General features: G+C 63.5%; 19 protein-coding genes and 2 pseudogenes. 12 read left to right on the forward strand and 9 right to left on the reverse strand.

From position 1 onward, the window contains the following. Positions 1-9 precede the first annotated feature (9 nt). From JQK88_RS12305 to JQK88_RS12320, 4 genes are read left to right on the forward strand one after another with little or no spacing between them, the layout of a single operon-like run. Entirely contained in the window at positions 10-1,488 is a 1,479-nt protein-coding gene (locus JQK88_RS12305) for an ABC transporter substrate-binding protein (protein ID WP_192257458.1), read from the forward strand. Then, entirely contained in the window at positions 1,485-2,432 is a 948-nt protein-coding gene (locus tag JQK88_RS12310) for an ABC transporter permease (RefSeq protein WP_192257460.1), read from the forward strand. Before JQK88_RS12305 ends, JQK88_RS12310 begins: the two co-directional genes overlap by 4 nt. After that, the gene (locus tag JQK88_RS12315; protein ID WP_203278435.1) at positions 2,429-3,298 is read left to right on the forward strand and encodes an ABC transporter permease; all 870 of its coding nucleotides are present in this window, start codon (positions 2,429-2,431) and stop codon (positions 3,296-3,298) included. The genes JQK88_RS12310 and JQK88_RS12315 overlap by 4 nt, the downstream gene beginning before the upstream one ends. Next, the gene (locus JQK88_RS12320; protein ID WP_192257464.1) at positions 3,295-4,917 is read left to right on the forward strand and encodes an ABC transporter ATP-binding protein; all 1,623 of its coding nucleotides are present in this window, start codon (positions 3,295-3,297) and stop codon (positions 4,915-4,917) included. The genes JQK88_RS12315 and JQK88_RS12320 overlap by 4 nt, the downstream gene beginning before the upstream one ends. Before the next feature lie 118 nt (positions 4,918-5,035). Here JQK88_RS12320 and JQK88_RS12325 read toward each other — a convergent pair whose 3' ends face one another. Continuing rightward, positions 5,036-5,467, reverse strand: a complete 432-nt coding sequence (locus tag JQK88_RS12325) for a TerB family tellurite resistance protein (RefSeq protein ID WP_192257465.1) — start codon at positions 5,465-5,467, stop codon at positions 5,036-5,038. 197 nt (positions 5,468-5,664) lie between these two features. On the opposite strand from JQK88_RS12325, the gene JQK88_RS12330 reads away from it, so the two are divergent. The 4 genes from JQK88_RS12330 (at position 5,665) to JQK88_RS12345 (ending at position 8,103) form a co-directional block, all read left to right on the forward strand. Continuing rightward, positions 5,665-6,450 (forward strand): TSUP family transporter, encoded by a 786-nt coding sequence (locus tag JQK88_RS12330; protein WP_192257467.1) that lies wholly within the window; start codon positions 5,665-5,667, stop codon positions 6,448-6,450. Between the two features lie 52 nt (positions 6,451-6,502). After that, positions 6,503-6,673, forward strand: coding sequence for a hypothetical protein (locus JQK88_RS12335; RefSeq protein WP_192257469.1), 171 nt, complete (start codon positions 6,503-6,505; stop codon positions 6,671-6,673). 113 nt (positions 6,674-6,786) lie between these two features. Beyond that, on the forward strand, positions 6,787-7,611 hold the full coding sequence (locus JQK88_RS12340) for a helix-turn-helix domain-containing protein (RefSeq protein WP_192257471.1): 825 nt from the start codon (positions 6,787-6,789) through the stop codon (positions 7,609-7,611). Positions 7,612-7,683: 72 nt separating this feature from the next. Then, positions 7,684-8,103 (forward strand): VOC family protein, encoded by a 420-nt coding sequence (locus tag JQK88_RS12345; RefSeq protein WP_192257473.1) that lies wholly within the window; start codon positions 7,684-7,686, stop codon positions 8,101-8,103. Between the two features lie 212 nt (positions 8,104-8,315). Here JQK88_RS12345 and JQK88_RS12355 read toward each other — a convergent pair whose 3' ends face one another. The 3 genes from JQK88_RS12355 to JQK88_RS12365 form a co-directional block, all read right to left on the reverse strand. Next, positions 8,316-8,633, reverse strand: a complete 318-nt coding sequence (locus JQK88_RS12355; RefSeq protein WP_203278437.1) for a lipocalin-like domain-containing protein — start codon at positions 8,631-8,633, stop codon at positions 8,316-8,318. Between the two features lie 138 nt (positions 8,634-8,771). After that, a complete protein-coding gene (locus JQK88_RS12360; protein ID WP_192257483.1) occupies positions 8,772-10,247 on the reverse strand; it encodes a cobyric acid synthase in 1,476 nt (491 codons plus the stop codon). Between the two features lie 3 nt (positions 10,248-10,250). Beyond that, positions 10,251-10,883, reverse strand: a complete 633-nt coding sequence (locus tag JQK88_RS12365; protein WP_192257485.1) for a dimethylsulfonioproprionate lyase family protein — start codon at positions 10,881-10,883, stop codon at positions 10,251-10,253. Positions 10,884-11,010: 127 nt separating this feature from the next. On the opposite strand from JQK88_RS12365, the gene JQK88_RS12370 reads away from it, so the two are divergent. Beyond that, entirely contained in the window at positions 11,011-12,177 is a 1,167-nt protein-coding gene (locus JQK88_RS12370; protein WP_203278438.1) for an isobutyryl-CoA dehydrogenase, read from the forward strand. After that, the gene (gene mmsB, locus JQK88_RS12375; protein WP_376740401.1) at positions 12,174-13,085 is read left to right on the forward strand and encodes a 3-hydroxyisobutyrate dehydrogenase; all 912 of its coding nucleotides are present in this window, start codon (positions 12,174-12,176) and stop codon (positions 13,083-13,085) included. Before JQK88_RS12370 ends, mmsB begins: the two co-directional genes overlap by 4 nt. Positions 13,086-13,456: 371 nt before the next feature. Here mmsB and JQK88_RS12380 read toward each other — a convergent pair whose 3' ends face one another. The 5 genes and pseudogenes from JQK88_RS12380 to JQK88_RS12400 form a co-directional block, all read right to left on the reverse strand. After that, positions 13,457-13,822 carry a hypothetical protein gene (locus JQK88_RS12380; RefSeq protein ID WP_192257489.1) on the reverse strand — a complete coding sequence of 122 codons (366 nt, stop codon included), beginning with the start codon at positions 13,820-13,822 and terminating at the stop codon, positions 13,457-13,459. 125 nt (positions 13,823-13,947) lie between these two features. After that, positions 13,948-15,327: an aspartate aminotransferase family protein gene (locus JQK88_RS12385; protein ID WP_203278440.1), complete on the reverse strand. Its 1,380-nt coding sequence runs from the start codon at positions 15,325-15,327 to the stop codon at positions 13,948-13,950. Between the two features lie 253 nt (positions 15,328-15,580). Next, positions 15,581-17,650: a prolyl oligopeptidase family serine peptidase gene (locus tag JQK88_RS12390; protein ID WP_203278441.1), complete on the reverse strand. Its 2,070-nt coding sequence runs from the start codon at positions 17,648-17,650 to the stop codon at positions 15,581-15,583. A 96-nt stretch (positions 17,651-17,746) separates the two neighbouring features. After that, positions 17,747-18,903: pseudogene (locus JQK88_RS12395) on the reverse strand (MFS transporter). 95 nt (positions 18,904-18,998) lie between these two features. Continuing rightward, positions 18,999-20,172, reverse strand: a pseudogene (locus tag JQK88_RS12400) (MFS transporter). 244 nt (positions 20,173-20,416) lie between these two features. Here JQK88_RS12400 and JQK88_RS12405 point away from each other — a divergent pair. Together JQK88_RS12405 and JQK88_RS12410 are read left to right on the forward strand one after the other, a co-directional pair. After that, a complete protein-coding gene (locus JQK88_RS12405; RefSeq protein WP_192257497.1) occupies positions 20,417-21,994 on the forward strand; it encodes a trimethylamine methyltransferase family protein in 1,578 nt (525 codons plus the stop codon). Positions 21,995-22,068: 74 nt separating this feature from the next. Next, complete coding sequence (locus tag JQK88_RS12410; protein ID WP_192257499.1) at positions 22,069-24,639, forward strand: GcvT family protein; 2,571 nt, start codon at positions 22,069-22,071, stop codon at positions 24,637-24,639. Positions 24,640-24,797: the final 158 nt, after the last annotated feature.

Raw genomic sequence — 24,797 nt, forward strand, 5'->3', positions numbered from 1 at the left:
AGTTGCACGATGAAATTGTGGAAAACCATTCTTGCCGCGGCAGTGTTGGCGCTGGCCGCCGGCAGCCAGGCATTTGCCGCGCGTACCGACCTGGTGATCGGCATTACCCTCGAACCGCCGCACCTCGATCCGACCGCCGGTGCCGCCGCGGCGATCGACGAAGTGCTCTACGCCAACGTCTTCGAGGGCCTGACCCGCATTGGTCCGAACGGCGAAGTGCTGCCCGATCTCGCCGAGAGCTGGGCCATTTCCGATGACGGCAAGGTCTACACCTTCAAACTGCACACCGGTGTGAAATTCCATGACGGCACCGATTTCGACGCCAGCGACGTGAAATTCTCGCTCGACCGCGCCCGCGCCGACAATTCGGTCAACGCGCAAAAGGCGCTGTTCGCCGCCATCGACACGGTCGACGTCGTCGATCCGGCGACGGTCAAGGTCACGCTGAAGAACCCGCAAGGGTCGTTCCTCTACAATATGGGCTGGGGCGACGCGGTGATCGTGGCGCCGGAAAGCGCCGACACCAACAAGGAAAAGCCCATCGGCACCGGCCCGTTCAAATTCCAGAGCTGGGCCAAGGGCTCGTCGATCACGCTGGTCAAATCGGACACCTACTGGGGCGCTCCGGTATCTCTCGACAAGGCCGAGTTCCGCATCGTTCCCGATGCCGCGGCCGCCGTGCCGGCGCTGCTTTCCGGCGACATCCAGGCCTTCCCCTTCTTCGACCCCGACAGCGTCGCCCAGGTCAAGGACGACCCGCGTTTCAAGGTGGTGATCGGCTCGACCGAGGGCGAAACCATTCTGGCGATCAACAACAAGAAGCAGCCTTTCGACAAGCTCGAGGTGCGGCAGGCGATTGCCTTCGCGCTCGACCGCAAGGCGATCATCGACGGCGCCTCGGCCGGCCTCGGCGTGCCGATCGGCTCGCACATGTCACCCGCCAGCAAGGCCTATGTCGACCTCACCGGGCTGTATCCGCACAATGTCGACAAGGCCAAGGAGCTGCTGAAGCAGGCCGGGTTTGAGAACGGCTTCAAGGCGACGCTGAAACTGCCTCCGCCCTCCTATGCCCGCCTCGGCGGCGAGATCATCGCCTCGCAGCTGCGCGATGTCGGCATCGATCTGGAGATCATTCCGGTCGAATGGGCGCAGTGGCTGGATCAGGTGTTCACCAAGAAGGATTACGACCTCACCATCGTCTCCCACACCGAGCCCAACGACATCGATATCTATTCGCGCAAGGACTATTACTTCAACTACGACAACCCGGCCTTCGACAAGATCATCGCCGAGCTGAACCTCACCTCCGACGACGCCAAGCGCAACACGCTGCTCGGCGAAGCGCAGAAGATCCTGGCCGACGATGCCGTGGTCGGCTTCCTCTACGAACTGCCGAAGGTCGGCGTCTGGGACGCCAAGCTGCAAGGCTTGTGGGAGAACGCGCCGATCCAGGCGAATGACCTGACCAAGGTGAAGTGGACGGATTGACCGCCTACCTCCTCAAACGCCTCGCCATCGCCATCGCGACCTTGATCCTGGCCTCGATGGTGGTATTCGCCGTGCTCGAAATCCTGCCCGGCGATCCGGCACGGTTGATGCTGGGCCTCAACGCCAGCGCCGAACAGGTCGAACTGCTGCGCAACCAGATGGGCCTCAACGCGCCACTGGTCTTGCGCTACCTCCACTGGGTGGGCGGCCTGCTCAGCCTCGATTTCGGCCGCTCCTACACCTATTCGGTGCCGGTCATCGACCTTGTGCGCGAACGCATGGCGGTTTCCCTGCCGCTGGCGCTGATCGCGCTGGCGCTGTCGACCATCATCGCCATTCCGGTCGGGCTTTATTCCGCCAGCCGCCGCGGCCGGGCCGGTGACACCATCGCCATGGGCGCCGCCCAGCTCGGCGTTGCCGTGCCGAACTTCTGGTTCGCGCTGATGCTGATCTATCTCTTTGCCGTCTGGCTGCGGCTGGTGCCGGCCGGCGGCTTTCCCGGCTGGGGTGCCGGTGTCTGGCCGGCGCTGAAATCGCTGCTGCTGCCGGCCGTAGCACTCGCTCTGCCGCAGGCGGCGATCCTAGCCCGCGTCGCCCGCTCGGCGCTGATCGAGGTGCTGAACGAGGACTATATTCGCACCGCTCGCGCCAAGGGACTGCCCTACCGCGCTGTGTTGTGGCGGCACGCGCTGCGCAATGCGATGATCCCTGTGCTGACCATTTTGGGCCTGCAATTCGCCTTCCTGCTCGCCGGCACCATCATCATCGAAAACGTCTTTTATCTCCCCGGCCTCGGCCGGCTGGTGTTCCAGGCAATCACCCAGCGCGACCTGGTCGTCGTCGAAAGCATCGTCATGCTGCTGGTCGTCGCCGTCATTGCGGTCAACCTCGTCGTCGACGTGTCCTATGCCATCGTCGACCCCCGCCTTCGAGGCCGGCAATGACGCTGCACATCGACATCCCAGAGGAGACGTTTGGCAGCATCCTGGCCAAGGCATTCCGCAACCGCTCCTTCCTCATCGGCTTCGCCATCACTGTGCTGGTGGTGGCAATGGCGCTCGTCTCTTACGTCTGGACGCCTTACGACGTGACCAAGCTGGTGATCTCGGACAAGACGCTCGCGCCCTCTTCGGCGCACTGGTTCGGCACCGATCATTTCGGACGCGATATCCTGTCGATGATCATGGTCGGCGCCCGCAATTCGATCGCCGTGGCACTGGTCGCGGTCGGCATCGGCATGGGCGTCGGCGTGCCGCTCGGCACCTTTGCCGCGGCGCGCGGCGGATTTGTCGACGAGGCGCTGATGCGGCTGAACGATCTCGTCTTCGCCTTCCCGGCGCTGCTGTCGGCGATCATGATCACCGCCATCTTCGGGCCGGGCGCGATCAACGCCATCATCGCCATCGGCATCTTCAACATTCCGGTGTTCGCCCGCGTCGCCCGCGCCGGCGCGCTGGCGATCTGGCCGCGCGAATTCATCCTCGCCGCGCGTGCCGCCGGCAAGAGCAAGACCCAGATCAGCATCCAACACGTGCTGCCCAACATCGCCACGCTGCTTCTGGTGCAAGGCACCATCCAGTTCGCGCTCGGCATCCTCGCCGAAGCCGGGCTGTCTTATGTCGGCCTCGGCGCCCAGCCGCCAATGCCGAGCTGGGGCCGCATGCTGTTCGACGCGCAGACGCGCATGGTGGTGGCGCCATGGATGGCGATTTTCCCGGGCATGGCCATCGTCATCACCGTGCTCGGCCTCAACCTGCTCGGCGACGGCATTGCCGACATCCTCGACCCGAAATCGCGGCGGCAGCGATGAGCTTGCTGGAGATCGAAAACCTGTCGCTGGCGATCGGCGGCACGCCGATCCTGAAAGAGGTGGAGCTCTCAGTCGCGCCCGGTGAGGTGATGGGGCTGGTCGGAGAATCCGGCTCCGGCAAATCGATGACGGCACTGACCATCATGCAGCTTCTGCCGCACGCCGCGCGCGCCAGCGGCCGCGTCTCTTTCGACGGCATCGACATCCTTGCGGCCACCGAGGACCAGATGTGCGCGCTGCGCGGCGACGACATCGGCATGGTCTTCCAGGAGCCGATGACGGCGCTCAATCCGGTAAAAACCATCGGCGAGCAAATCGCCGAAGGCATACGCTGGCACACCAAGGCAAGCCGAGCCGAAGCTGAGGACCGGGCGCGCAAAATGCTCGACCGCGTCGGCCTGCCCGAAGCGAAATTCCCGCTGTCTCGCTATCCGCACGAACTGTCGGGCGGCCAGCGCCAGCGCGTCGTCATCGCCATTGCCTGCGCGCTGAAACCCAAGCTGCTCATCGCCGACGAGCCGACGACGGCGCTCGACGTGGTGCTGCAGGCGCAGATCCTCGACCTGCTGCGCGGCCTTGTCAGCGAAAACCGCATGGGTCTGCTGTTGATCTCGCACGACCTTGCTGTCGTGACCGAGATGGCCGACCGCATCACCATCCTGCGCCACGGCGAAGTGATGGAGGCCGGCGACACTGCACGCACGCTGTCGGAACAGCTTAACCCCTACACGCGCCAGCTGGCACTGGCCTCGATGCATGTGCCGGCGCGCGCCAAGGCGCATGCTACCGGCCAAGGCAAGCCGCTGCTTGAGGTCGAAGGCGTGACGCGGGATTATTCCGGCCGGCGCACCTCCCTGTTCCAACGCCCGACGCCAATCCGCGCTGTCGACGACGTCTCCCTGTCGTTGGCGCCCGGTCAATCGGTGGCGCTGGTCGGACGCTCCGGCTGCGGCAAGTCCACGCTGGCCCGCATGATCCTGGCGCTCGACAAATCCACCTCGGGAACGATCCGCTTCCGCGGCGAAACCATCACCGGCAGGAGCGAGGCGGAGCTGAAGCCAGCGCGGCGCGACATGCAGGTGGTGTTCCAGGACCCTTACGGTTCCTTCGACCCGCGCCAGAAGGTCGAGAAACTGGTGGCCGAGCCGCTGCATGTGCTGGAGAAAAAGCCGACGCCTGCCGAGCGGCGCGAGATGGTGGCGCATACACTGCACGAAGTCGGCCTCGGCGTCAGCGACATGGACAAATATCCGCATGAATTTTCCGGCGGCCAGCGCCAGCGCCTGTCGATCGCCCGCGCCATCATCACACGCCCGAAATTGGTGGTGGCCGACGAGCCGGTCTCGGCACTCGACGTCTCGATCCGCGCCCAGATCCTCGATCTGTTCGCCGAGCTCAATCAGAGGCTCGGCATCGCCTATCTCTTCATCACCCACGATCTGACCGTCGCCCGCGCCATCACCGACGAGGTGCTGGTGATGCATGACGGCAGGATCGTCGAGCGCGGCAAGACCAGTGATGTGCTCGACCATCCCCAGTCGGAGGCGGCAAAGGCGCTGGTGGCAGCCGCCCCGGATTTGCATCGGGCGATTGCGCGGCGCATGCAGGAACAGGGGTGAGCGGCCGGTTCGCGCAGCGAATTCATCGTGCCAGTGGCACGATGAAAGGTCGCGAACGCTGGGACGCTGCGAAGCAGCGGGGACCCGGCTAGCCGCCGTCGAGCCCAGCTCTGCCGGCTTACTCTTCCGGCTTCACCACATCGACCGGGCTGATGTCCAGCAGGTCGAGCGTACGGCGCAGCAGCCGCACCTCGCTCTCGGCCAATTTTGAATCGGCCTTGGCGATCTCCGCCATATGGCGTGCCAGCAGCTTGCGCCGCTCGACATCGAGATCGCGAAACAGCGCGATGGCCTGCGAGCCGTTGGTCTCGTAGCCGAACTCGTTGAGATATTCGACGACCGCGTCGATGCTGGTTTCCGGGATGCCGAAGGCCTCCTTGCAGATGCGCCGGAAGGCGACCATCTCGCTCTCCGACACCGAGCCGTCGGCGAGGATCATGCGAAACAGCATCAGCAGTTCCGCCGACAGCACCGGGTCGTCGGCAACCTTGCGTACGCCGGGGTCGCCATCGAAGATCGAGCGTATCTGATCGAGCAATGCCATCGCCAACAGCGTCCCTTTTCCCAATCCGCCCAGCGCATGTGACCCAAAAGTGCGCAGCGGCTTTGGGATAATGACATGCACCACGGGAAATCCAAGCGCAACGTGCCTGGATAGACGTAGCGCGGAATCGGCCTTGCGCAAACCAGATCGCCGTGGTCGAAGGCACGGCGCTACGTTCCCGCCGGAATACTTACAAAATCCCGATGTTCGACCTCGCCACCCAGACCGTAATCATGCTCGCCTTCGCTGCCTTTGCAGCCGGCTTTGTCGATTCGATAGCCGGCGGCGGCGGCCTGATCACCATACCGGCTCTGCTGCTTGCCGGTTTCCCGCCGGCCGCAGCACTTGGAACCAACAAGCTGCAGGGCATTTTCGGCACGGCGTCGGCGACCATCCACTACGCCATGAATGGCCATGTCGATCTGCGCCGTCAGTTGCCGTCCGCGCTTCTGGCCCTTGCCGGCAGTGCCGTCGGCGCCTTGCTGGCGGCCTTCGTGCCCGGCGATCTCTTGCGGGCGCTGCTGCCGCTGCTGTTGATCGCCATTGCGCTCTACTTCGCGGTGAAACCCAACATGAACGATGTCGACCGCGCCGAGCGCCTGTCGCCCTTCCTGTTCGGGCTGATCGTGGCACCCGCTGTCGGCTTCTATGACGGCCTGTTCGGGCCGGGAGCCGGCTCCTTCTACATGCTGGCCTTCGTCAGCCTCGCCGGCTTCGGCGTGCTCAAGGCGACGGCGCACACCAAGCTGCTCAATTTCGCCTCCAACATCGGCGGCTTCATCGTCTTTGCCGTCGCCGGTGTCGTCTATTGGAAGATCGGCCTGATGATGGGCGTCGCCCAGTTCCTCGGCGCGCGCCTCGGCGCCAGCCTCGCCATCCGCATCGGCGCAAGGCTGATCAAGCCGCTGCTGGTGATCATCTGCCTGGCGCTGGCGATCAAGCTGCTGGCCGATCCGGCAAACCCGTTACGCCAGCTAATTGGTGTATGAGCCCACGCCCTGATAGAATGTGGTCGTACGAATCATGTTGGAGGGACCACACATGAATCTTAGTGCACCCACTCAGCTTATTTTCATTATTTCCCTTGTCATCGCCATCATCGGCCTTCTCGCCGCGCTTGGCGTTCTTGCGTTTATTCCCTTGGCATCGGTCTGGATTATGCTCATCGCCTACATCGTGCTTGCCGCCGGCTGCATGATGCGCGGCGCCTGAGCACTCAAATCTCAGGTAACCGAAGCGCCCGGCCAAAAGCCGGGCGCTTTTGATTCCGTCCCCTTTTGATTCGGATCGGGGGTCTGCTAGATTTGATCGGCAAAGGATGGCCTATGCCGATCGAGATGCAGCGCCGCAAGGAACAGGACCTCTCCATCGCCGGGCGGTTCGAGATGCGCCGGCGGGCTCCGCCGCCCGCGCTCGACGGCATTGTGTCGGACGTTTGCGGCTATCGCGAAACCGCGCCCGGCCATTTCCGCAACATCGAATACGCCTCGCTGACCGTGCCGCTGGTGATCAGCTTCGCCGAGCCGTTCGCCATCGGCCTTGGCAAGGATCCCGGCGACAATGACCGTTTCGCCAGTTTCGCCGCCGGCCTGTTTGCCGGCCCGGTGATGATCGAATCCTTTGGCGGTGCCTGCTGCGTACAGATCAACTTCACCCCACTCGGCGCCCGCCGCTTCTTCGGCTTGCCAATGAGCGAACTGGCTGACAGCATGGTCGTGCTCGACGATGTGCTTGGCGCCGAGGGCATGGCGCTGCGCGAACGGCTTGGCAATGCACCGGATTGGGCGACGCGTTTCGACCTTGCCGAGGCCTTCGTCGCCACCCGTCTCGGGCATGCCGCCGATACGTCGCCTGAAATTACCTGGGCGTACGACCGCATCGTTATCTCGGGCGGCCGGACCCGCATTTCCTCGATCGCCGAAAAACTGGGCTGGAGCCGCAAACATCTCGCCGGCAAATTCTGCGATGCGACCGGCATCGGGCCGAAGACGCTGTCGCGCATCGTGCGTTTCAACCGGGCACTCGGCCTGTCTCGGCAGGACCAAAGCGACTGGGCCGATATCGCCGCCGATTGCGGCTATGCCGACCAGGCGCATCTGGTGCGCGAGTTCCGCCAGCTCGCTGGAGAAACCCCAACGGCGCTGAGGTAACATTTCTTCAAGACGGCGGGAATGCCTTCGAACAGAGTGGGTTATCGACCAACTTGAATGAAGGAGGTTTTCATGCCCGTCACCACTGAAGCGCCCCGGCTCTACCCGGCGCTGCGCTACAAGAATGCAGGAAAAATGATCGACTGGCTGGGCGAGGCCTTCGGCTTCGAAGTCCGCGCCCGCTATGGCGAGGGCGACATCGTGCACCATGCCGAACTCACTTTCGGTTCCTCGATGATCATGCTGGGCACGGCGCGCAGCGACGACTACGGCAAGATGGTCGGCGAGCCCGGCTCCGGCGGCGGCAAGTCGATCTACGTCGCCGTCGACGATGCCGATGCCGCCCATGCCAGGGCCAAAAAGGCCGGCGCCACGATCATCCAGGAATTGACCGACCGCGACTATGGCAGCCGCGAATTCATCTGCCGCGATCCGGAAGGCAATGTCTGGTCGTTCGGGACGTATTGGCCGAAGGTGGGCGAGAAGGCTTGAGTTAAGCTGGCTGGTGTCTTCAGTTGGAGCGTTTGCGCAGCGGCCGAGCCAGCGCCGGGCAGATCTACCCGGCGTGGTGCTTCTCACGCACATACGTCACCTCGTGGACAATCTCGCGACCGTCGAACGGGTTTTGGGCGGGCGGCGAGGTGTAAGTCAGCGTATGTTCGTCGACATTGCAGAACCGCACCTGCTCAGTGCCGCTCCATGCCTCATTCCAACTCATGTCGACGTGATGGACGACCCGGTCCGGACTCAACCGTGTAGCTGCCCGAATAGGCGAACATCGAGTCGAACAACGCAATCTTCTCCTCGGCGGATGGCGGCAATCGATCGGGCCGGCTGCGATTGTTCCGAAGTATAAAGAAAATGACGCGCTCCGGTGTGTAGATGACGATGCCGTGAGGATCCTGTCCCAGTGCTTCTCGCAGCTCCCCCGTCGCAACATCCCTCGTCATCCACGACGTCATCCTCCAGCTTCCAAGAAGGAGATCGCGGCTAATGGGCTTGGCCGTCATCTCTTGGGCCATGTGTACCTCCATCATTCTCCTGGCAGGGACATTTTATACCACTAGCGTGGCTCCGTCTTACCGTCTCGCAAAACCCGTCCATCGACCAGGGCGTTTGCGGCGCGGCAGCGGACCGGCATCCCTGTTTCCGGGCGCCGCTTAGCGCGCGAGCGAAAAAATCGCATCACAGTCGAGGTGGGCCTCCAGCTCGGCTGCGATGTCATCCAGGGCCTTTTCCACTTCGGCCCGGTAGTCGATACCGCCGCCTTTGATGCCGAGGCTTTCCAGGAATTTTGTCCGGAAAGCGTCGGCGGAAAACAGCCCGTGCAGGTAGGTGCCAAAGACCTTGCCGTCGGCGGAGATGGCGCCGTCATCGGCGCCGTTGATGACGGCGGACGGCCGCGCCATGTCCGGCCCCGTGGTGCGGCCGAGATGGATTTCGTAGCCCTCGAGCGGCAGGCCGAACGGCACCGAGCGCGCGCTGACATTGCGCACCGTCTTTTCCGGTTCCATCACCGTCTCGATGTCGAGCAGGCCGAGCCCCTCGGCCTCGGTGGCGCTGCCTTCGATGCCATCGGGATCGCGCACCATGCGGCCCAGCATCTGAAAACCGCCGCAGATGCCGACGACATGGCCGCCGCGTTTGCGATGCGCCAGGAGATCGCGATCCCAGCCATTCTCGCGGAACTTTATGAGGTCGCCGATCGTGGATTTCGAACCGGGAATGATCACCAGCCCGGCATCCTCCGGCAGCTTCTTTCCCGGCGGCACGAATACCACCTCGACCTGCGGCTCGGCCTTGAGTGGATCGAGATCGTCGAAATTGGCGATGCGGCCAAGCATCGGCACGGCGACTTTCAACGCCCTTCTCTCGCCGGAAGCCAGTCGTTCGAGCACGACCGAATCCTCCGACGGCAGCCGCGCTGCCGCCTTCAGCCACGGCACGACGCCAAAGCAGCGCCAGCCGGTGAATTTTTCGATCGCCCTGATGCCGTCATCGAACAGCGAGACATCGCCGCGAAACTTGTTGATGAGGTAGCCGACGATCATGCGCCGGTCTTCCTCCGGCAGGATCAGATGCGTGCCGGCGACCGAAGCGATGACGCCGCCGCGGTCGATGTCGCCGACCAGGATCACCGGCACGTCGGCGCGCGTGGCAAAGCCCATATTGGCTATGTCGCGGTTTCTCAGATTGATCTCGGCCGGCGAGCCCGCCCCTTCGACGATGATGAGGTCAGCGCCCTCACCGACCTTTGCCCAGGATTCCAGCACGGTGTCCATCAGCCCCGCTTTCATCGTCTGGTAGTCCCTCGCTCGCGCCTCGCCGAACACCTTGCCCTGCACGATCACCTGCGAACCGATGTCGCTCTGGGGTTTGAGCAGCACCGGATTCATATGCACGGTCGGCTGAACACCACAGGCCAGCGCTTGCAGCCATTGCCCCCGGCCAATCTCGCCGCCGCCGGCGCGGTTGTCGCCGGGAATGTCCGCGACGGCGGCATTGTTCGACATGTTCTGTGGCTTGAACGGCCTGACCTTCAGCCCACGGTTTTTCGCGGCGCGGCAGAGACCCGCCACCAGCACGGTCTTGCCGACATCCGAGCCGGTGCCTTGCAGCATGATTGCCTTGGCCATGGTTCAGCCCCTGCCCTGCGCGCCGGGAATGGTCGACTTCTGCGCCAGCGGCCCGCCGCGCCAGATGTAGAGCGCCAACAGCGGCTCGTCGCCGGTGCGCATGGCATGGCTGACATTGGAGGCGTGATGGATTACCTCACCCGCCTGGCGGACATGAAAGGCGCCCTCGCCCATCCGCCATTCAGTGCCGCCGGTCAGCGGAATGTAGATCTCCTCGGCAATATGATGGTGGTCGGGATAGGTGATATCAGGTCCGAGGATCAGCAATCCGGCCGCGACCTCCGTGTTGACGAAATGGCCGCGCAGCCCAAAAACCTCCAGCCAGCCATACTTCTGCAGGAACGCCGCGCCGAAATCCGCTGCATTGTAGGTCTGCCCCCAATACAGATCGTTGCGGCGCTGCGCCAATCGCCGCACCAGCGGTTGCGCATCCGGCGGCGCCAGTTCGGCGATGCGGTTGAGCTGATCAACGCAAGGCAGCGGATGCGCTTCGAGCGGACGAGCCGGCATTGTCCAGTCGATCCGGCCTACAGCGTCACGCACCAGTGCATTGTCCACGCCCCGGAGATAGCCGTGGAAACGGTCGAGCAGCTCGCTGAGATATGTCGGCACGCAATGCTCCGTTGATCCATTCATGCACAGCCGCTGCGCAGCAGGCCGGGTTGCGCGGCGGCATCATTGGTCTAGATTGGGCGGCGCGCAAAGCCAAAAACAACAGGCCAGCAAGCCAACCCCCAGCAAGGGGAAACACAGGGAGCACGCCATGGACGCCGCAGTCGATGCGAGCACCAGCCAGTTCGAACTCAACGAGGAGCAGCGCGCCATCCAGGAGATGGCGCAGGCCTTCGCCGCCGATCGCGTCGCGCCTAATGCACTCGAATGGGACCGGGCAAAACACTTTCCCGCCGATGTGATCCGCGAGACCGGCCCGCTTGGCCTCGGCGGCATCTATGTCAGGGACGATGTCGGCGGTTCGGCGCTCGGCCGGCTCGACGCCGTGCTGATCTTCGAGGCGCTGTCGCACGCCGATCCGGCGTTTTCCTCCTTCATCTCCATCCACAACATGGCGGCCTCGATGATCGACCGCTTCGGCAGCGACGAGCAGCGCCAGCGCTTCCTGCCGAAGCTGACCTCGATGGAATGGCTGGCAAGTTATTGCTTGACCGAGCCCGGCTCGGGTTCCGACGCGGCGGCGCTAAAAACGCGCGCGGTGAAGAGCGGCGACGACTATGTGCTGAACGGCGCCAAGCAGTTCATTTCCGGCGCCGGCGACAGCGACCTCTATGTCGTGATGGCGCGCACCGGCGCCGACGGTCCCAAGGGTATTTCCACCTTCGTCGTGCCCAAGGACGCGTCCGGCCTTTCCTTCGGCGCCAATGAGCACAAGATGGGCTGGCACATGCAGTCGACCCGCCAGGTCATTTTTGAAGACTGCAAGGTGCCGGCGGCAAACCTGCTGTCGGGCGAAGGCGCCGGTTTCGGCATCGCCATGGCCGGGCTCGACGGCGGCCGCCTCAACATTGCCGCCTGCTCGCTCGGCGGCGCGCAGTCGGCGCTCGACAAGGCGCTGTCCTATACCGCCGAGCGCAAGGCCTTCGGCTCGAAGATCAACCAGTTCCAGGCGTTGCAGTTCAGGCTGGCCGACATGGAGACCGAGCTGCAGGCGGCCCGCATTTTCCTCTACGCCGCCGCAGCGAAACTCGACCGCAAGGCGCCGGATGCCGGCAAATGGTCGGCCATGGCCAAGCGCTTCGTCACCGACATCGGCTTCAATGTCGCCAATGAGGCGCTGCAGCTGCATGGCGGCTACGGCTATCTGCACGATTACGGCATCGAGAAGCTGGTGCGCGACCTGCGCGTCCACCAGATCCTCGAAGGCACCAACGAGATCATGCGCGTGATTATCGCGCGGGCACTGATTGGCCGCTGACGGCAACAATTCAGGAGAACTTGATGACCACCATTGCCTTCATCGGCCTAGGGAACATGGGCAATCCGATGGCCGCCAACCTGGTCAAAGCGGGGCATTCGGTGAATGGTTTTGACCTTATGCCGGAAAACCTCACGGTCGCCCGTGAACATGGTGTGACGGTAATGGCCAATGCTGTTGCCGCGGTGAAAGACGCCGATGTCGTCATCACCATGTTGCCGGCCGGCAAGCACGTGCTCTCGGTTTACGAGGACATCGCGCCCAAGGCCAAACCAGGCGCGCTGTTCATCGATTCCTCGACCATCGACGTCGAATCGGCCCGCAAGGCCCATGCCGTTGCAAAGAAGCATGGGCTGCATTCGATCGATGCCCCCGTCTCCGGCGGCACAGGCGGCGCTGCAGCCGGCACCCTCACCTTTATGGCCGGGGGCGCCAAGGACGCCTTTGCCAAGGCCGAGCCGATCCTGAAGCCGATGGCCGGCCGCATTGTCCATTGCGGCGATGACGGCGCCGGCCAGGCGGCAAAAATCTGCAACAACATGATGCTCGGCATTTCGATGATCGGCGTTGCCGAGGCCTTCGTGCTGGCCGAAAAACTGGGCCTCTCGCATCAGGCGCTGTTCGACGTCGCCTCGACCTCGTCTGGCCAGTGCTGGTCGCTGACCACCTACTGCCCGGTGCCCGGCCCAGTGCCGGCATCGCCGGCCAACAGGGATTACAAGCCGGGCTTTGCCGCGGCACTCATGCTGAAGGACCTGAAACTGTCGCAGGAGGCTGCCCAAAGTGCGGGCGCGGTGACGCCGATGGGGGCCGAAGCAGCCCAGCTTTATGCGCTGTTCAACGCGCAGGGAAATGGCGGCGCCGATTTTTCCGGGATCATAAATTTCCTTCGCGGCAATTCTCTATAAGTTTCGAATTTTGCAGCGTTTTTATCGATTTTTCTCGTATGGAAAAAATTGCAAATTTAGATTTGCTTAAGCTCTCGATAACCCGACGGTAACGATGTGCCTATACAACGGATGGCGAGGCGGACATATCGCATCCGCCCGGCGCTCCGGATCAGGTCTCGCGTACCGGAGCCCGTAAGTTTCGCAAGTGTTTTGTTGGCGAAACGCCATGCGTATCTGGCAAAGCCGCGTTCCCGATGGGGCGCGGTTTTTGCGTTTCTAGGAACTATTACTGCGTGGTCCGATTATATTTCCAGCGCAGGCGCGGCAAAACCGGAAACCGGCTTTGACCCCGACGCCAAAGTCGGAAAGAGGTGAGGCCGAAGCCTTAATCAGTCCTTTGACGACAGCCGGCGGAAATTCGCTTTCACCGCGCGGCTGGCAGGCTTCAGCGCCGCACTGATCGACCGTTCCACGGCTATGCCGTTGAACAGCGATGGCGTGCGGCCGGAAAAAACCTCCGGCCAGAAGCGCGCCGCCGATTGGAATAGCGCCATTTGCGCGGCAAACGCACCTTCGGCAACAGCCGTGGCTTTCTCATTGATGGCGCGTGCAGTCTCGGAGCCAAGGCCTCTGCCGTTTTGGGCATCGGCCGCCATCAGAGGCAGGCGCATGGCCATCACCAATGGCGCCAGCATCAGGTCGGCTCCTATGGCGCCCGCTCCTCGCGTGCGCAGTGTCTTCGTGATCTTTTTCATGAACCCCTCAACTGCAGCCGATCCTGCCGGCTGAGAACACTACGCGCGACGGCGGCTATCGTTCCCTGAAGTCCCGAAGTTGCCAGGGGCGCTCTGATCGCAGCGCGCCCCTGCGATCGATTCGCCTATTTCTTGCGCAAATCCGCCAGCGTCAGATCGAGCGCCCTGGCGATGCGTTCGCAAGCCATGTCGATCGTCTCGCGCGTCCAGATCAGCGGCGGCGACAGGATCATCGTGTCGCCGGTGGCGCGCAGCATCATGCCTTGCGCGATGGCGTGGTCACGGACCGTAACGGCGGCACTGCCCGCCGGCAGGAAGCGTTCCTTGGTCGCTCTGTTCTTGACGATCTCGATAGCCCCCATCAGCCCGATCGAACGCACCTCGCCGACCAGCTCGTGGCCGCCGATGCGCTCCTGAAGCGCCTGGGCGAAGTAAGGTCCGGTGTCGTTCTTGACGCGGTCGACCAGACCTTCCCGCTCCATGATCTCGATGTTCTTCAGCGCCACCGCGCAGGCCACCGGGTGACCCGAATAGGTATAGCCGTGATAGAACTCGCCGCCCTTTTCGACCAGTGTCGCTGCGATGCGGTCGCCGACCAGCAGTGCCGAAAGCGGCTGGTAGCCCGATGTCAGCGCCTTGGCGGTGGTGATGGTGTCGGGCTCGATGCCGAAGGTCTGCGCGGCGAACCATTCGCCGGTGCGGCCATAGCCGGTGATGACCTCGTCCAGCATCAGCAGCACATCGTATTTGCGGCAGATGCGCTGCACTTCCGGCCAGTAGCTCATTGGTGGGATTTTTACCCCACCTGCTCCCATCACCGGTTCGCCAATGAACGCGGCAACCTTGTCGGCTCCGGCTTCGAGGATGGCGTCCTCGACCGCCTTGGCGGCGCGCAGGCCGAAATCATGGTCGCTTTCGCCAGGCAGCGCCAGCTCATAGGCATAGGGCATCATCACATGGACGATGTTGGGAACGGCCCCACCGAGCTGCTTGTGCATCAAATCCATGCCGCCGAGCGACGTCCCGGCGATTGTCGAGCCGTGATAGCCCATCTTGCGCGAGATGATGCGGTTCTTCTCCGGCTTGCCTTCCAGCGCCCAGTAGTGGCGCACCAGCCGGAGCGCCGTGTCGTTGGCCTCTGAGCCCGACGAGCCGTAGAACACTTGGGCGACGCCCTTGGGCGCCAGTTCGGCCAGCTTCCTCGACAACAGCACCGGCGTCGGCGTCGAGCATTTGAAGAAGGAATTGTAGTAGGGCAATTCCTTCATCTGCGCATAGGCCGCGTCGGCCAGCTCGTCACGGCCATAGCCGACATTGACGCACCACAGCCCGGCCATGCCGTCGAGAATCTCGGTTCCATCTGCATCGTAGATGAACGGACCGTTGGCGTGGGTGATGATGCGCGAGCCGGCCTCTCGCAATTCCTTGTGGTCGGTGAAGGGATGCAGATGATGCGCGGCGTCGATCTGCTGAAGCTGCTTCAGCGAATAATTCTGATAGGTCATGTCTGGGTCTTTCCTCTGAAATCATTCCGGCGACGCCGGGGCGAATTCGTCAGAGGACGGCAGGTGGTGAATAGCCAATGCGGGCGCAAAGCCGCAAAAGCTCGGCGCGCAGCGTGCGCGGTGACGGCGTCACCGCGACCCGAAATACGCGAGCCCCAAAGGCGCTAACCAAGATCCTGACGAGAGCCATGGCCGGCACCTTAGAGCAAAGGCTGGTCGAGGTGAACCACCCTTTGCTTGGCCCACGAAGGGTCTAGGCTTTGGCGGACAACGCCCGTTGCAGGAAGACATATTTCATCGCCGTTTGTGCAGCCTGTGGCCGGCGGTCGCCGCGCCCGCCATGTCCGCCCTCGGTCTCCTCGAAGAACAAAGTCCTGTCGTGCCCTGCTTCCTGCAATCGCGCCGCCATCTTGCGGGCATGGCCGGGATGGACGCGGTCGTCAGCGGTCGATGTCGTCAGCAGCACCGGCGGATAGGCAGCGTCGGCTGACACATGCTGGTAGGGCGAGTAGGCGCCCAGCCACCTGGCCTCTTCCGGTTTCGACGGATCGCCATATTCGCCCATCCACGAGGCGCCCGGCGGCAGTTCAGTGTAGCGCAGCATGTCGAGCAACGGCACTTCGATGATGACGGCGCCGAACAGCTCGGGGTGCTGCGTCAGGGAAACGCCGGTCAGCAGGCCACCATTCGAACCGCCCTGGATGCCGAGCGAGCCGGCTGTGGCGATGCCGCGTTTGACGACATCTTCGGCCACCGCGGCGAAATCGTCGAAGGCAGTCTGGCGATTGCCCTTCAGCGCCGCCTGGTGCCAGGCCGGTCCGAACTCGCCGCCGCCGCGGATGCAGGCCTGCACATAGGCATTGCCCTTTTCCAGCCACAGCCTGCCGCGCACGCCGGCATAGCCGGGTAGCAGCGGCACCTCGAAGCCGCCATAGCCGTAAAGCAGCGTCGGCACCGGACCCTTCTGGTCGCGCCGCCTGACGACGAAATACGGGATCATGGTACCGTCCTTCGAGCGCGCCTCGAACTGTTCGGAAATCAGCGGCGCGGCATCGAAACGCGCCGGCTGCGACTTCACGGTCGTCAGCGTCTCGCCATCGTCGTCCGACCAGATGATCGAGCTCGGCGTCAGGAAATCGGTGAAGGAGAACGAAACGCTGGAGCCGAAATGCTCGGCGTGTGCGATGCCGACATTGCCGTTTTCGGGCAGCGCGACCGGTTTGATCGACCCGCCTTCCCCCTTGCGCTCGGCGACGATGACCTTGCCGCGCACATTGTCCATCAGGTTGATGAACAGCCGGTCCTGCGTGCGGGCAATGCCGGCGATCGACACGCGGTGCGCCGGCGCAAGCATGGTTTCGACAGGAGCTAGGTCGCCGGTGTCGATCCAGCGCTCGAAATCCAGGGAATAGAGGCCGTCCGGCAAGCATTCAGTGCCGTCCGGCGCCGTCCAAGGGCTGCGCACGCTGAATACAAACCGACCCTTGAACAGGGCCGTATCGGTGACATCGTCCGGCAGTGGTATGCGCCGGTTTTCGCCCGATGGCAGGCGCAGGAAACTGTGCGAGGAGAAGAAGGCGATCGCGCGGGCCAGAAACAGATACTGCCTGTCGCCGTCATATTCGACCCCGACGCCGGCCGCGAGATCCTGCTTCTCAGCCTCGAAGATCGGCGTCGCGTCTTCCAGGCGGGTGCCGCGCTTCCACAGCTTGACGACGCGCGGATAGCCGGACTGGGTTTTGTCCTCTTCCTCGAATGCGGCCGAGACAAGGACGGTATCCTTGTCCAGCCAGGAAAAACCGGATTTGGAGGCGGGAGCCCGGAAGCCGCCCTCGACGAAGGATTTGGCTTCAATGTCGAATTCGCGCATCTCGCTGGCATCGCCGCCATCCGGCGACATCGCCACCAGGCAAAGGTTGAAGTCGGGGTAGAGCCGGCTGGCGCCGCTGAACACCCACTTCACCCCCTCTTTGGCCGACAGCACGTCGAAGTCGATGATCGTCTCCCAATCCGGCTTTTCGGTCTTGTAGGAGGCGACCGTCGTACGGCGCCAGAGGCCGAGCACATTGGTCTTGTCCTGCCAGAAATTATAGACGTGGCCGTTGAGCGCGGCACCGACCGCAATGTTGTCTTCGGCCGTCATCAGGTCGAGCGCTGTCTCGAACGCCGCCTGGTAGGACGGATCGCCCTGCAGTTCGCCGACCGTGACCTCGTTCTGGCGATGCACCCAGTCGAGCGATTGCTTGCTGGTCCGATCTTCCAGCCAGAGGAAATTATCCTCGGCGGCGGTCTCGGTCTGGCGTTTTGTCGTCGATTGGGTCACGCATGTCTCCAAGCTATTGGCGGGCGGCCCTGCCTACATCGCGTCCCAGGCGGTTTTATTCAAGATGGTGACGTCAGGGCATCACGCAGCTTTGCCTCACACCATGCGCCGGCGCAGGATCGTCGCCACCGACAGTGCCAGGCAGATCGCGCCGAGCGTGATCGGCAGGCCAGAGGCGCCGATCACATCCATGACGCCGCCTGTCAACGGCGGGACGAGGATGCCGCCGACGTCCCACATCAGCGAGAAGGCGGCATTGCCGGCAACCAGCGCCGAACCCGTAAAGCGCTCGCCGAGCTCGATGATCGACATCGTGTAAATGCCGTAGGAGACCGCGCCCAGATAAAGACGCAGGGCCAGATCAGCGGCGTCTCGATGAGCAACGGCAACAGTACGCAGCCCAGCGCCGTCGCAAGGACGCAGATGAACCGCACCAGCCTGGCCGTCAGCCGCTCGGCCAGGAGACCGAGCGGCACCTGCATGGCGATGTTGCCGGCAATCATCGCTGACAGCAGGGCCGACATGCGGGCTTCGGCGATGCCATAGTGAGTGCCATAGACCGGAAGCAGCGCCAACACGCCCTGTTCGAAACCCGCCGCCAAGACCACCGCCGACAACAACAACCATGCCAGCGGCATGAAGCCCATGACCGAAACCTGGTGCCCGGCCTCGTCGACCTTTGGCAGGCGCGGCAGCACCAGCGCAAGGCAGGCACCGCAAAAGATGAAGGCGAAAATGCCGACCAGGAATGGCGGCCAGCCGACGGTGCCGACAGCGAGCAGGCAGAGCGGCCCGGCGGCAAAACCGGCCGAGATGACGGTGGAATAGACGCCCATGACGCGGCCGCGGCGTGATGCCGGTGCGAGTGCGATCACCCAGATCTCGCTCAAGACATAGAGCGGATTGGTCACCACGCCGATCAGGAAGCGCAGCGGAAACCACAGATAGACATTCTGCGTCCAGCCGATCAGCGCCAGCACGACCGCCGAAAGGGCGGCGCAGGTAAGCGCCGTGCGCCCTGCCCCGAACCGGCGCGCCAGCGCCGGGATCAGCGGCGAGGAAACGATGAAGCCGATCGGCGTCATCGCCGCCGAGAGGCCGATGATGGCCGGCGAAATGCCCTGACGCTGCAGGATGAAGCTTAGCAGCGGATAGGACAGCCCCTGCGCGATGGCGAACACAGAGACGGTCGCGATCACGCCGGTGATCGCCGCCCACTGCATCTTCTCGTTTTCAGCTTCCGCTACGTTCATCATCGACACCTAAACAAAGGCTTCAGGACTAGCTTCTCTGTCTGGTCGGGGTAAGCCCTGCCCGGCGAAAAACGGTTTGCTCCAGCCAAACCCTGTCAGGGGCTTTTGCGCTTGACCGAGCGGTAGAGCGCGAAGGCCACCAGCATCGCGTCGAGGCTGGCGATCACAACGGGCAGACCCAGCGGACCGATGGCCTGCATCAAGGCGCCGGCGCCGGGCGGGCCGACAATGCCGCCGGCGCCCCACATCAAGGCGAAGGCGGCGTTGCCGGCGACCAGCACAGTTCCCTTGAAGCGGCTGCCAAGTTCGACCAGCGCCATGGTGTAGACGCCGTAACCGACCGCGCCCATCACCACCAGCACCGGCCAGACCAGCGGCGTGGTGATCAGCATCGGCAGCGACAGCGCGCACGCTGCTGTCGCCAGTGCGCAAAAGACGATCATCGCCCGGCCGCCGAAACGTTCGGCCATCAGCCCGAGCGGGATCTGCAGAAGGATATTGCCGGCCGACAGCGCCGTCACCAGCGCCGCGAGCTTTGCTTAGGGAAGCGCATAGCCGGCGCCGAAGACCGGGATCAGCGCATAGCTGCTCTGCTGCACCGCCGCTGAAACCAGCACCGCCAGAAGCAATGCCGGCGCCAGCCTGGCAAAGCCGAAAAGGCCGCTGGCGGGCTGACCGTCATCCTCGAAACCGGTCAGCTTCGACGACACGGCGCGCAGGATCAGCGCACAGAACGCAAAGCCCGCTATCGCGGCAATGAAGGGCGGCCATCCCGAGGCGCCGACAGTGATCAGGATCAACGGCCCGGCGGCATAGCCAGCGCCCATCAGCGCGTTGAACACACCCATGACCCGGCCGCGGCGCGACGGCGGCGCCAGCGACAGCGCCCACACTTCGCCGAGCACATAGAGCGGGTTGATGACCACGCCGACGAGAAAGCGGATGACGAACCACGCTACCCAATCCTGCCGATAGCCGATGCCCAGAAAGCACAACGCTCCGATCAGCGAACAGCCGACGGCGAGATTACGGGCGCCGAACAACCGCACGGCCGCCGGCACGAAGGACGCCGACAGGATGAGGCCGACCGGCATCATCGCCGCCGAAAGGCCGATCAGCGCCGGCGACATGCCTTGCCGCTGCATCAAGAGCGTAAACAGGGTAGCTCAAGCCTTGCGCGGCCCCGAACATGGCAAGCGCCGCGGTGACACCGGCAAGCGCTGCCCATTGCGTCCCCGCTTCGTCATCGCTCGAACCGGTCGCGGCCATGCTGCTTTCCATGTGAACTGCCGGACCATTCAGCGGCAAACCATGAGCTAGCGGTTCGAATTCGCGAAAGGAAGGGCCGCCGCCGAAATCCCCTTGCGCCAAGGGCCAGTGGACGCGTCCTATCTGTCGCAAACTGCCGTTCCGGCATGTCGCTTCCCTCGTCCTAGTGGTCGCCGCCTCCGCAATGGCCGGACAGCCGGCGGTCCATTATGCCGCCCGCTACCCGCATCGTACGAGGACCATCATGACCGCCGCCCTGCATCCAGCCGAACCGCCTTTGGCAACCGATCGCGCCCGTCGTGGTGGCCGTGCGGGCAAGCGCGCCGGCGGCTCGGCGGCCTTCGAACAGCCGGCTTTCCGACAGTTGAGAAACCCGCTGACGCCGACCAAGCTGGTCTCCGACGATGAGCTGGAATCGATCCACCTCGCCTCGCTGCGCGTCTTGAGGGAAATCGGCGTCGACGTGCTGCATGACGAAGCCCGTCGCATCATGAAGGAACATGGCGCCGACGTGACCGCGGGCAGCGAGCGCGTGCGCTTCGACAGTGACATGATCCTCGATCTCATCTCGAACTGCCCGTCGGAATTCACGCTGCATGCCCGCAACCCGGCGCACGATGTCCGCTTCGGCGGCAACAATGTGATCCTGTCGATGATGGCCTCGGCGCCGAACTGCTCCGACCTCGATCGCGGCCGCCGCCCGGGCAACCAGCAGGACTACCGCAACTTCCTGCGCCTGGCGCAGATGCACAACATCCTGAACTGCACCGGCGGCTATCCGGTCGAGCCGACCGACATCCACCCGTCGGTGCGCCACCTCGAATGCATCCGCGACCTCGCCACGCTAACCGACAAGGTGTTTCACATCTATTCGCTCGGCAAAGAACGCAACGTCGACGGCATCGAGATCGCCAGGATCGCGCGCGGCATCAGCCACGAGCAGATGCTGGAAGAGCCGTCCGTCTTCACCATCATCAACACCAATTCGCCGCTCAAGCTCGACGTGCCGATGATGGAAGGCATCATCCAGATGTCGAGCAAGGGCCAGGTCGTCGTCGTCACGCCCTTCACCCTGTCGGGCGCGATGGCGCCGGTCACCATCGCCGGCGCGCTTGTGCAGCAGAATGCCGAGGCACTGTCCGGCATCGCCTTCGCCCAGATGGTGCGCAAGGGCGCGCCGGTCGGCTATGGCGGCTTCACCTCCAATGTCGACATGAAGTCCGGTTCACCGGCCTTCGGCACACCCGAATACATGAAGGCACAGCTGGTCGGCGGCCAGCTTGCCCGCCGCTACAAGATCCCCTACCGCACCTCCAACACCTGCGCCGCCAACACCGTCGACGCGCAGGCCGCCTATGAAAGCGTGTTTTCGCTGTGGGGCGCCATCCAGGGCGGCGGCAATCTGATGATGCACGGCGCCGGCTGGCTCGAAGGCGGCCTGCGCTGCTCCTACGAAAAAACCATTCTCGATATCGACCTGTTGCAGATGGTGGCGGAGTTCCTGACCCCGCTCGACCTCTCCGAAGAGGCGCTCGGCTTCGACGCCATCCAGTCTGTCGGCCCCGGCGGCCATTTCTTCGGCACCCAGCACACGCAGGACCGCTACAAGAACGCCTTCTACTCGCCCATCCTCTCCGACTGGCGCAATTTCGAAACCTGGGCCGAAGCCGGCTCTCCGACCGCATTGGAAAAGGCCAACAAGGTGTGGAAGGAACGGCTGGCGTCCTACGAGGAACCCTATATGGACCCGGCGATCCGCGAAGAGCTCAACGACTTCGTCGAAAAGCGCCGCTCCGAAGGCGGCGCGCCGACCGATTTCTGATCGATGCCGCTCAGCGTCTGTCTCGCCGCTGACCCAACACCTGATTCAATTTACGCAAAAACGGATCTACCTGTATGAAATCTCACGTCAAAGCAGTTGTCATTGGCGGCGGCGTCGTCGGCTGCTCGGTTCTCTACCATTTGGCCAAGGCCGGCTGGACCGACATCATGCTGATCGAGCGTTCGGAGCTGACCTCCGGTTCGTCCTGGCATGCGGCGGGCGGTTTCCACACGCTGAACGGCGACCCAAACGTCGCCAAGCTCCAGGCTTACACAGTCCAGCTCTACAAGGAGATCGAGGAAATCTCCGGCCAGTCCTGCTCGCTGCATCTGACCGGCGGCGTGATGATGGCCGATACGCCGGAGCGCATGGATTTTCTGCGCCTGGCCCATGCCAAGGGCCGCTATCTCGGCATGGACACCGAGCTGATCACACCCTCCGAAGCCAAGGCGATGTTCCCGCTGATGGACGAGACGAATTTCGTCGGCGCCATGTGGGATCCGGTCGAAGGCCATCTCGACCCCTCCGGCACCACCATCGCCTATTCCAAGGCAGCCAAGAAACTCGGCGCCGAGATCGTGCTGCGCAACCGCGTCGTCGACCTGACCCAGCAGCCTGATGGCACCTGGAACGTCGTCACCGAACAGGGCACGGTGCATGCCGAGCATGTCGTCAATTGCGGCGGCCTGTGGGCGCGCGAAATCGGCCGTATGGTCGGCGTCGAACTGCCGGTGCTGGCGATGGAGCATATGTACCTGCTCACCGAGCCGATGCCGGAGGTCGAGGAGTTCAACAAGTCGACCGGCCGCGAGATGATCGGCGTGCTCGACTTCAAGGGCGAGATCTACACCCGCCAGGAGCGCAACGGCATCCTGCTCGGCACCTATGAAAAGGCCTGCAAGCCGTGGTCGCCGGTCAACACGCCGTGGGACTTCGGCCATGAATTGCTGCCGCCGGATCTCGACCGCATCGCGCCGTCTCTGGAGATCGGCTTCAAGCATTTCCCCGGCATCGAGAAGGCCGGCATCAAGCAGATCATCAACGGCCCCTTCACCTTCGCGCTCGACGGCAATCCGCTGGTCGGCCCGGTGCAGGGCCTGACCAATTTCTGGTGCGCCTGCGCCGTCATGGCCGGCTTCAGCCAGGGCGGCGGCGTCGGCCTCGCACTGTCCAACTGGATGGTGTATGGCGATCCCGGCTTCGACGTCTGGGGCATGGATGTCGCCCGCTTCGGCGAGTGGGCCGGCCTGCGCTACACCAACGCCAAGGTGCGCGAAAACTATTCGCGCCGCTTCTCCATCCGCTTCCCCAACGAGGAACTGCCAGCCGCGCGCCCCGCGCAGACGACGCCGCTCTATGACACCATGCTGGCCAACAACGCCGTCATGGGCGACAGCTGGGGCCTCGAAACCCCGTTGTGGTTTGCTCCAAAAGGCAAGGAGCCTAAGGACATCGTCTCCTTCCACCGCTCCAACGATTTCGGCCCTATCGGCGAGGAAGTCCGTGCCACGCGTGAGAAGGTCGGCATCACCGAGATCGCCAACTTCGCCAAATACGAAGTGTCGGGACCTGCGGCTGAGGATTTCCTCAACCGGCTGATGACCAACCGCATGCCGAAGATCGGCCGCATCGTGCTGACGCCGATGATCAACGAATTCGGCAAGCTGATCGGCGACTTCACCATCGCCAAGGCCGGCGAGGACCGCTTCATGATCTGGGGCTCGTCCGCGGCGCAGAAATACCATATGCGCTGGTTCGAAAAGCACCTGCCTAAGGATGGGTCGGTGCGCATCCACCGCTTCGACCAGACGCTGGTCGGTCTCTCCATCGCCGGGCCGAAATCGCGCGACCTGCTGCAGAAGTTGGTCGATGTCGACATCTCGACCAAGGCCTTCCGCTTCATGGACTTCCGCGAAATGGCGGTCGGCGGCGCGCCCTGCATGGTCAACCGCATCACCTACACCGGCGATCTCGGCTACGAGATCTGGATGGCGCCGGCCTATCAGCGTCTGGTCTACAAGGCCATCAAGGACGCTGGCGAGGAGTTCGGCCTGGTCGATTTCGGCATGCGCGCGCTGCTGTCGATGCGCCTGGAAAAGAACTTCCCGACATGGTTCCGCGAGCTGCGGCCGATCTACGGGCCGTTCGAAGGCTCGATGGACCGCTTCATCAAGCTGGAGAAGAACGACTTCATCGGTCGCGAGGCCGCCGCCAAGGAACAGGCGGAAGGGCCGAAGCTGCGCCGCGTCTCGTTTATCGTCGATGCGACCGATGCGGATGTGATGGGTGACGAGCCGATCTGGGCCAAGGTCAGCAAGGACTATGGCACGGTTGAAAAGCCGCATGGTTACGGCGCGCCGCGCTTCGACACAGCGGGCAAGGAAGTCCGCGGCTCGAAAGCGGCGGAAGGGGCTTCGGCCGTGCGCGGCATCGTCGATGGCGACTGGCGGGTGGTCGGCTGGGTCACCTCGGGCGGCTATGCGCATTCCGTGCAGAAATCGATGGCGCAAGGCTATGTGCCGGCTGCGCTTGCCGAGGACGAAAGTGCTGGCCTGTTCGAGATCGAGATCCTCGGCCATCGGCGTTCCGCCCGCATCAATGTCGAGGCGCCCTTCGATCCGAGCGGCGAGAAGATGCGGACCTAAAGCAATTCCAGGAAAAGTGTGAAGCGGTTTTCCGTCCGGAATTGCGTAGAAACATAAAGATATAGAGCGGTGGGGCGGTTCCGTGTAACGCCGAACCGCTCTATATCGGCGACAGCGTGCGTGAGATCGTGTAAGGGGCCATCGGCGGTGGCCGCAGG

Source organism: Mesorhizobium caraganae (assembly GCF_016836705.1).
GTDB lineage: Bacteria > Pseudomonadota > Alphaproteobacteria > Rhizobiales > Rhizobiaceae > Mesorhizobium > Mesorhizobium caraganae.

Coding starts and splice junctions, on each gene's coding strand:
- JQK88_RS12340 (WP_192257471.1), top strand. CDS start 6,787: ATGCCGATCGAGATGCAGCGCCGCAAGGAACAGGACCTCTCCATCGCC.
- JQK88_RS12355 (WP_203278437.1), bottom strand. CDS start 8,633: ATGGCCCAAGAGATGACGGCCAAGCCCATTAGCCGCGATCTCCTTCTT.
- JQK88_RS12345 (WP_192257473.1), top strand. CDS start 7,684: ATGCCCGTCACCACTGAAGCGCCCCGGCTCTACCCGGCGCTGCGCTAC.
- JQK88_RS12405 (WP_192257497.1), top strand. CDS start 20,417: ATGACCGCCGCCCTGCATCCAGCCGAACCGCCTTTGGCAACCGATCGC.
- JQK88_RS12360 (WP_192257483.1), bottom strand. CDS start 10,247: ATGGCCAAGGCAATCATGCTGCAAGGCACCGGCTCGGATGTCGGCAAG.
- JQK88_RS12385 (WP_203278440.1), bottom strand. CDS start 15,327: ATGACCTATCAGAATTATTCGCTGAAGCAGCTTCAGCAGATCGACGCC.
- JQK88_RS12335 (WP_192257469.1), top strand. CDS start 6,503: ATGAATCTTAGTGCACCCACTCAGCTTATTTTCATTATTTCCCTTGTC.
- JQK88_RS12370 (WP_203278438.1), top strand. CDS start 11,011: ATGGACGCCGCAGTCGATGCGAGCACCAGCCAGTTCGAACTCAACGAG.
- JQK88_RS12305 (WP_192257458.1), top strand. CDS start 10: ATGAAATTGTGGAAAACCATTCTTGCCGCGGCAGTGTTGGCGCTGGCC.
- JQK88_RS12365 (WP_192257485.1), bottom strand. CDS start 10,883: ATGAATGGATCAACGGAGCATTGCGTGCCGACATATCTCAGCGAGCTG.
- JQK88_RS12320 (WP_192257464.1), top strand. CDS start 3,295: ATGAGCTTGCTGGAGATCGAAAACCTGTCGCTGGCGATCGGCGGCACG.
- JQK88_RS12410 (WP_192257499.1), top strand. CDS start 22,069: ATGAAATCTCACGTCAAAGCAGTTGTCATTGGCGGCGGCGTCGTCGGC.
- JQK88_RS12315 (WP_203278435.1), top strand. CDS start 2,429: ATGACGCTGCACATCGACATCCCAGAGGAGACGTTTGGCAGCATCCTG.
- JQK88_RS12330 (WP_192257467.1), top strand. CDS start 5,665: ATGTTCGACCTCGCCACCCAGACCGTAATCATGCTCGCCTTCGCTGCC.
- JQK88_RS12380 (WP_192257489.1), bottom strand. CDS start 13,822: ATGAAAAAGATCACGAAGACACTGCGCACGCGAGGAGCGGGCGCCATA.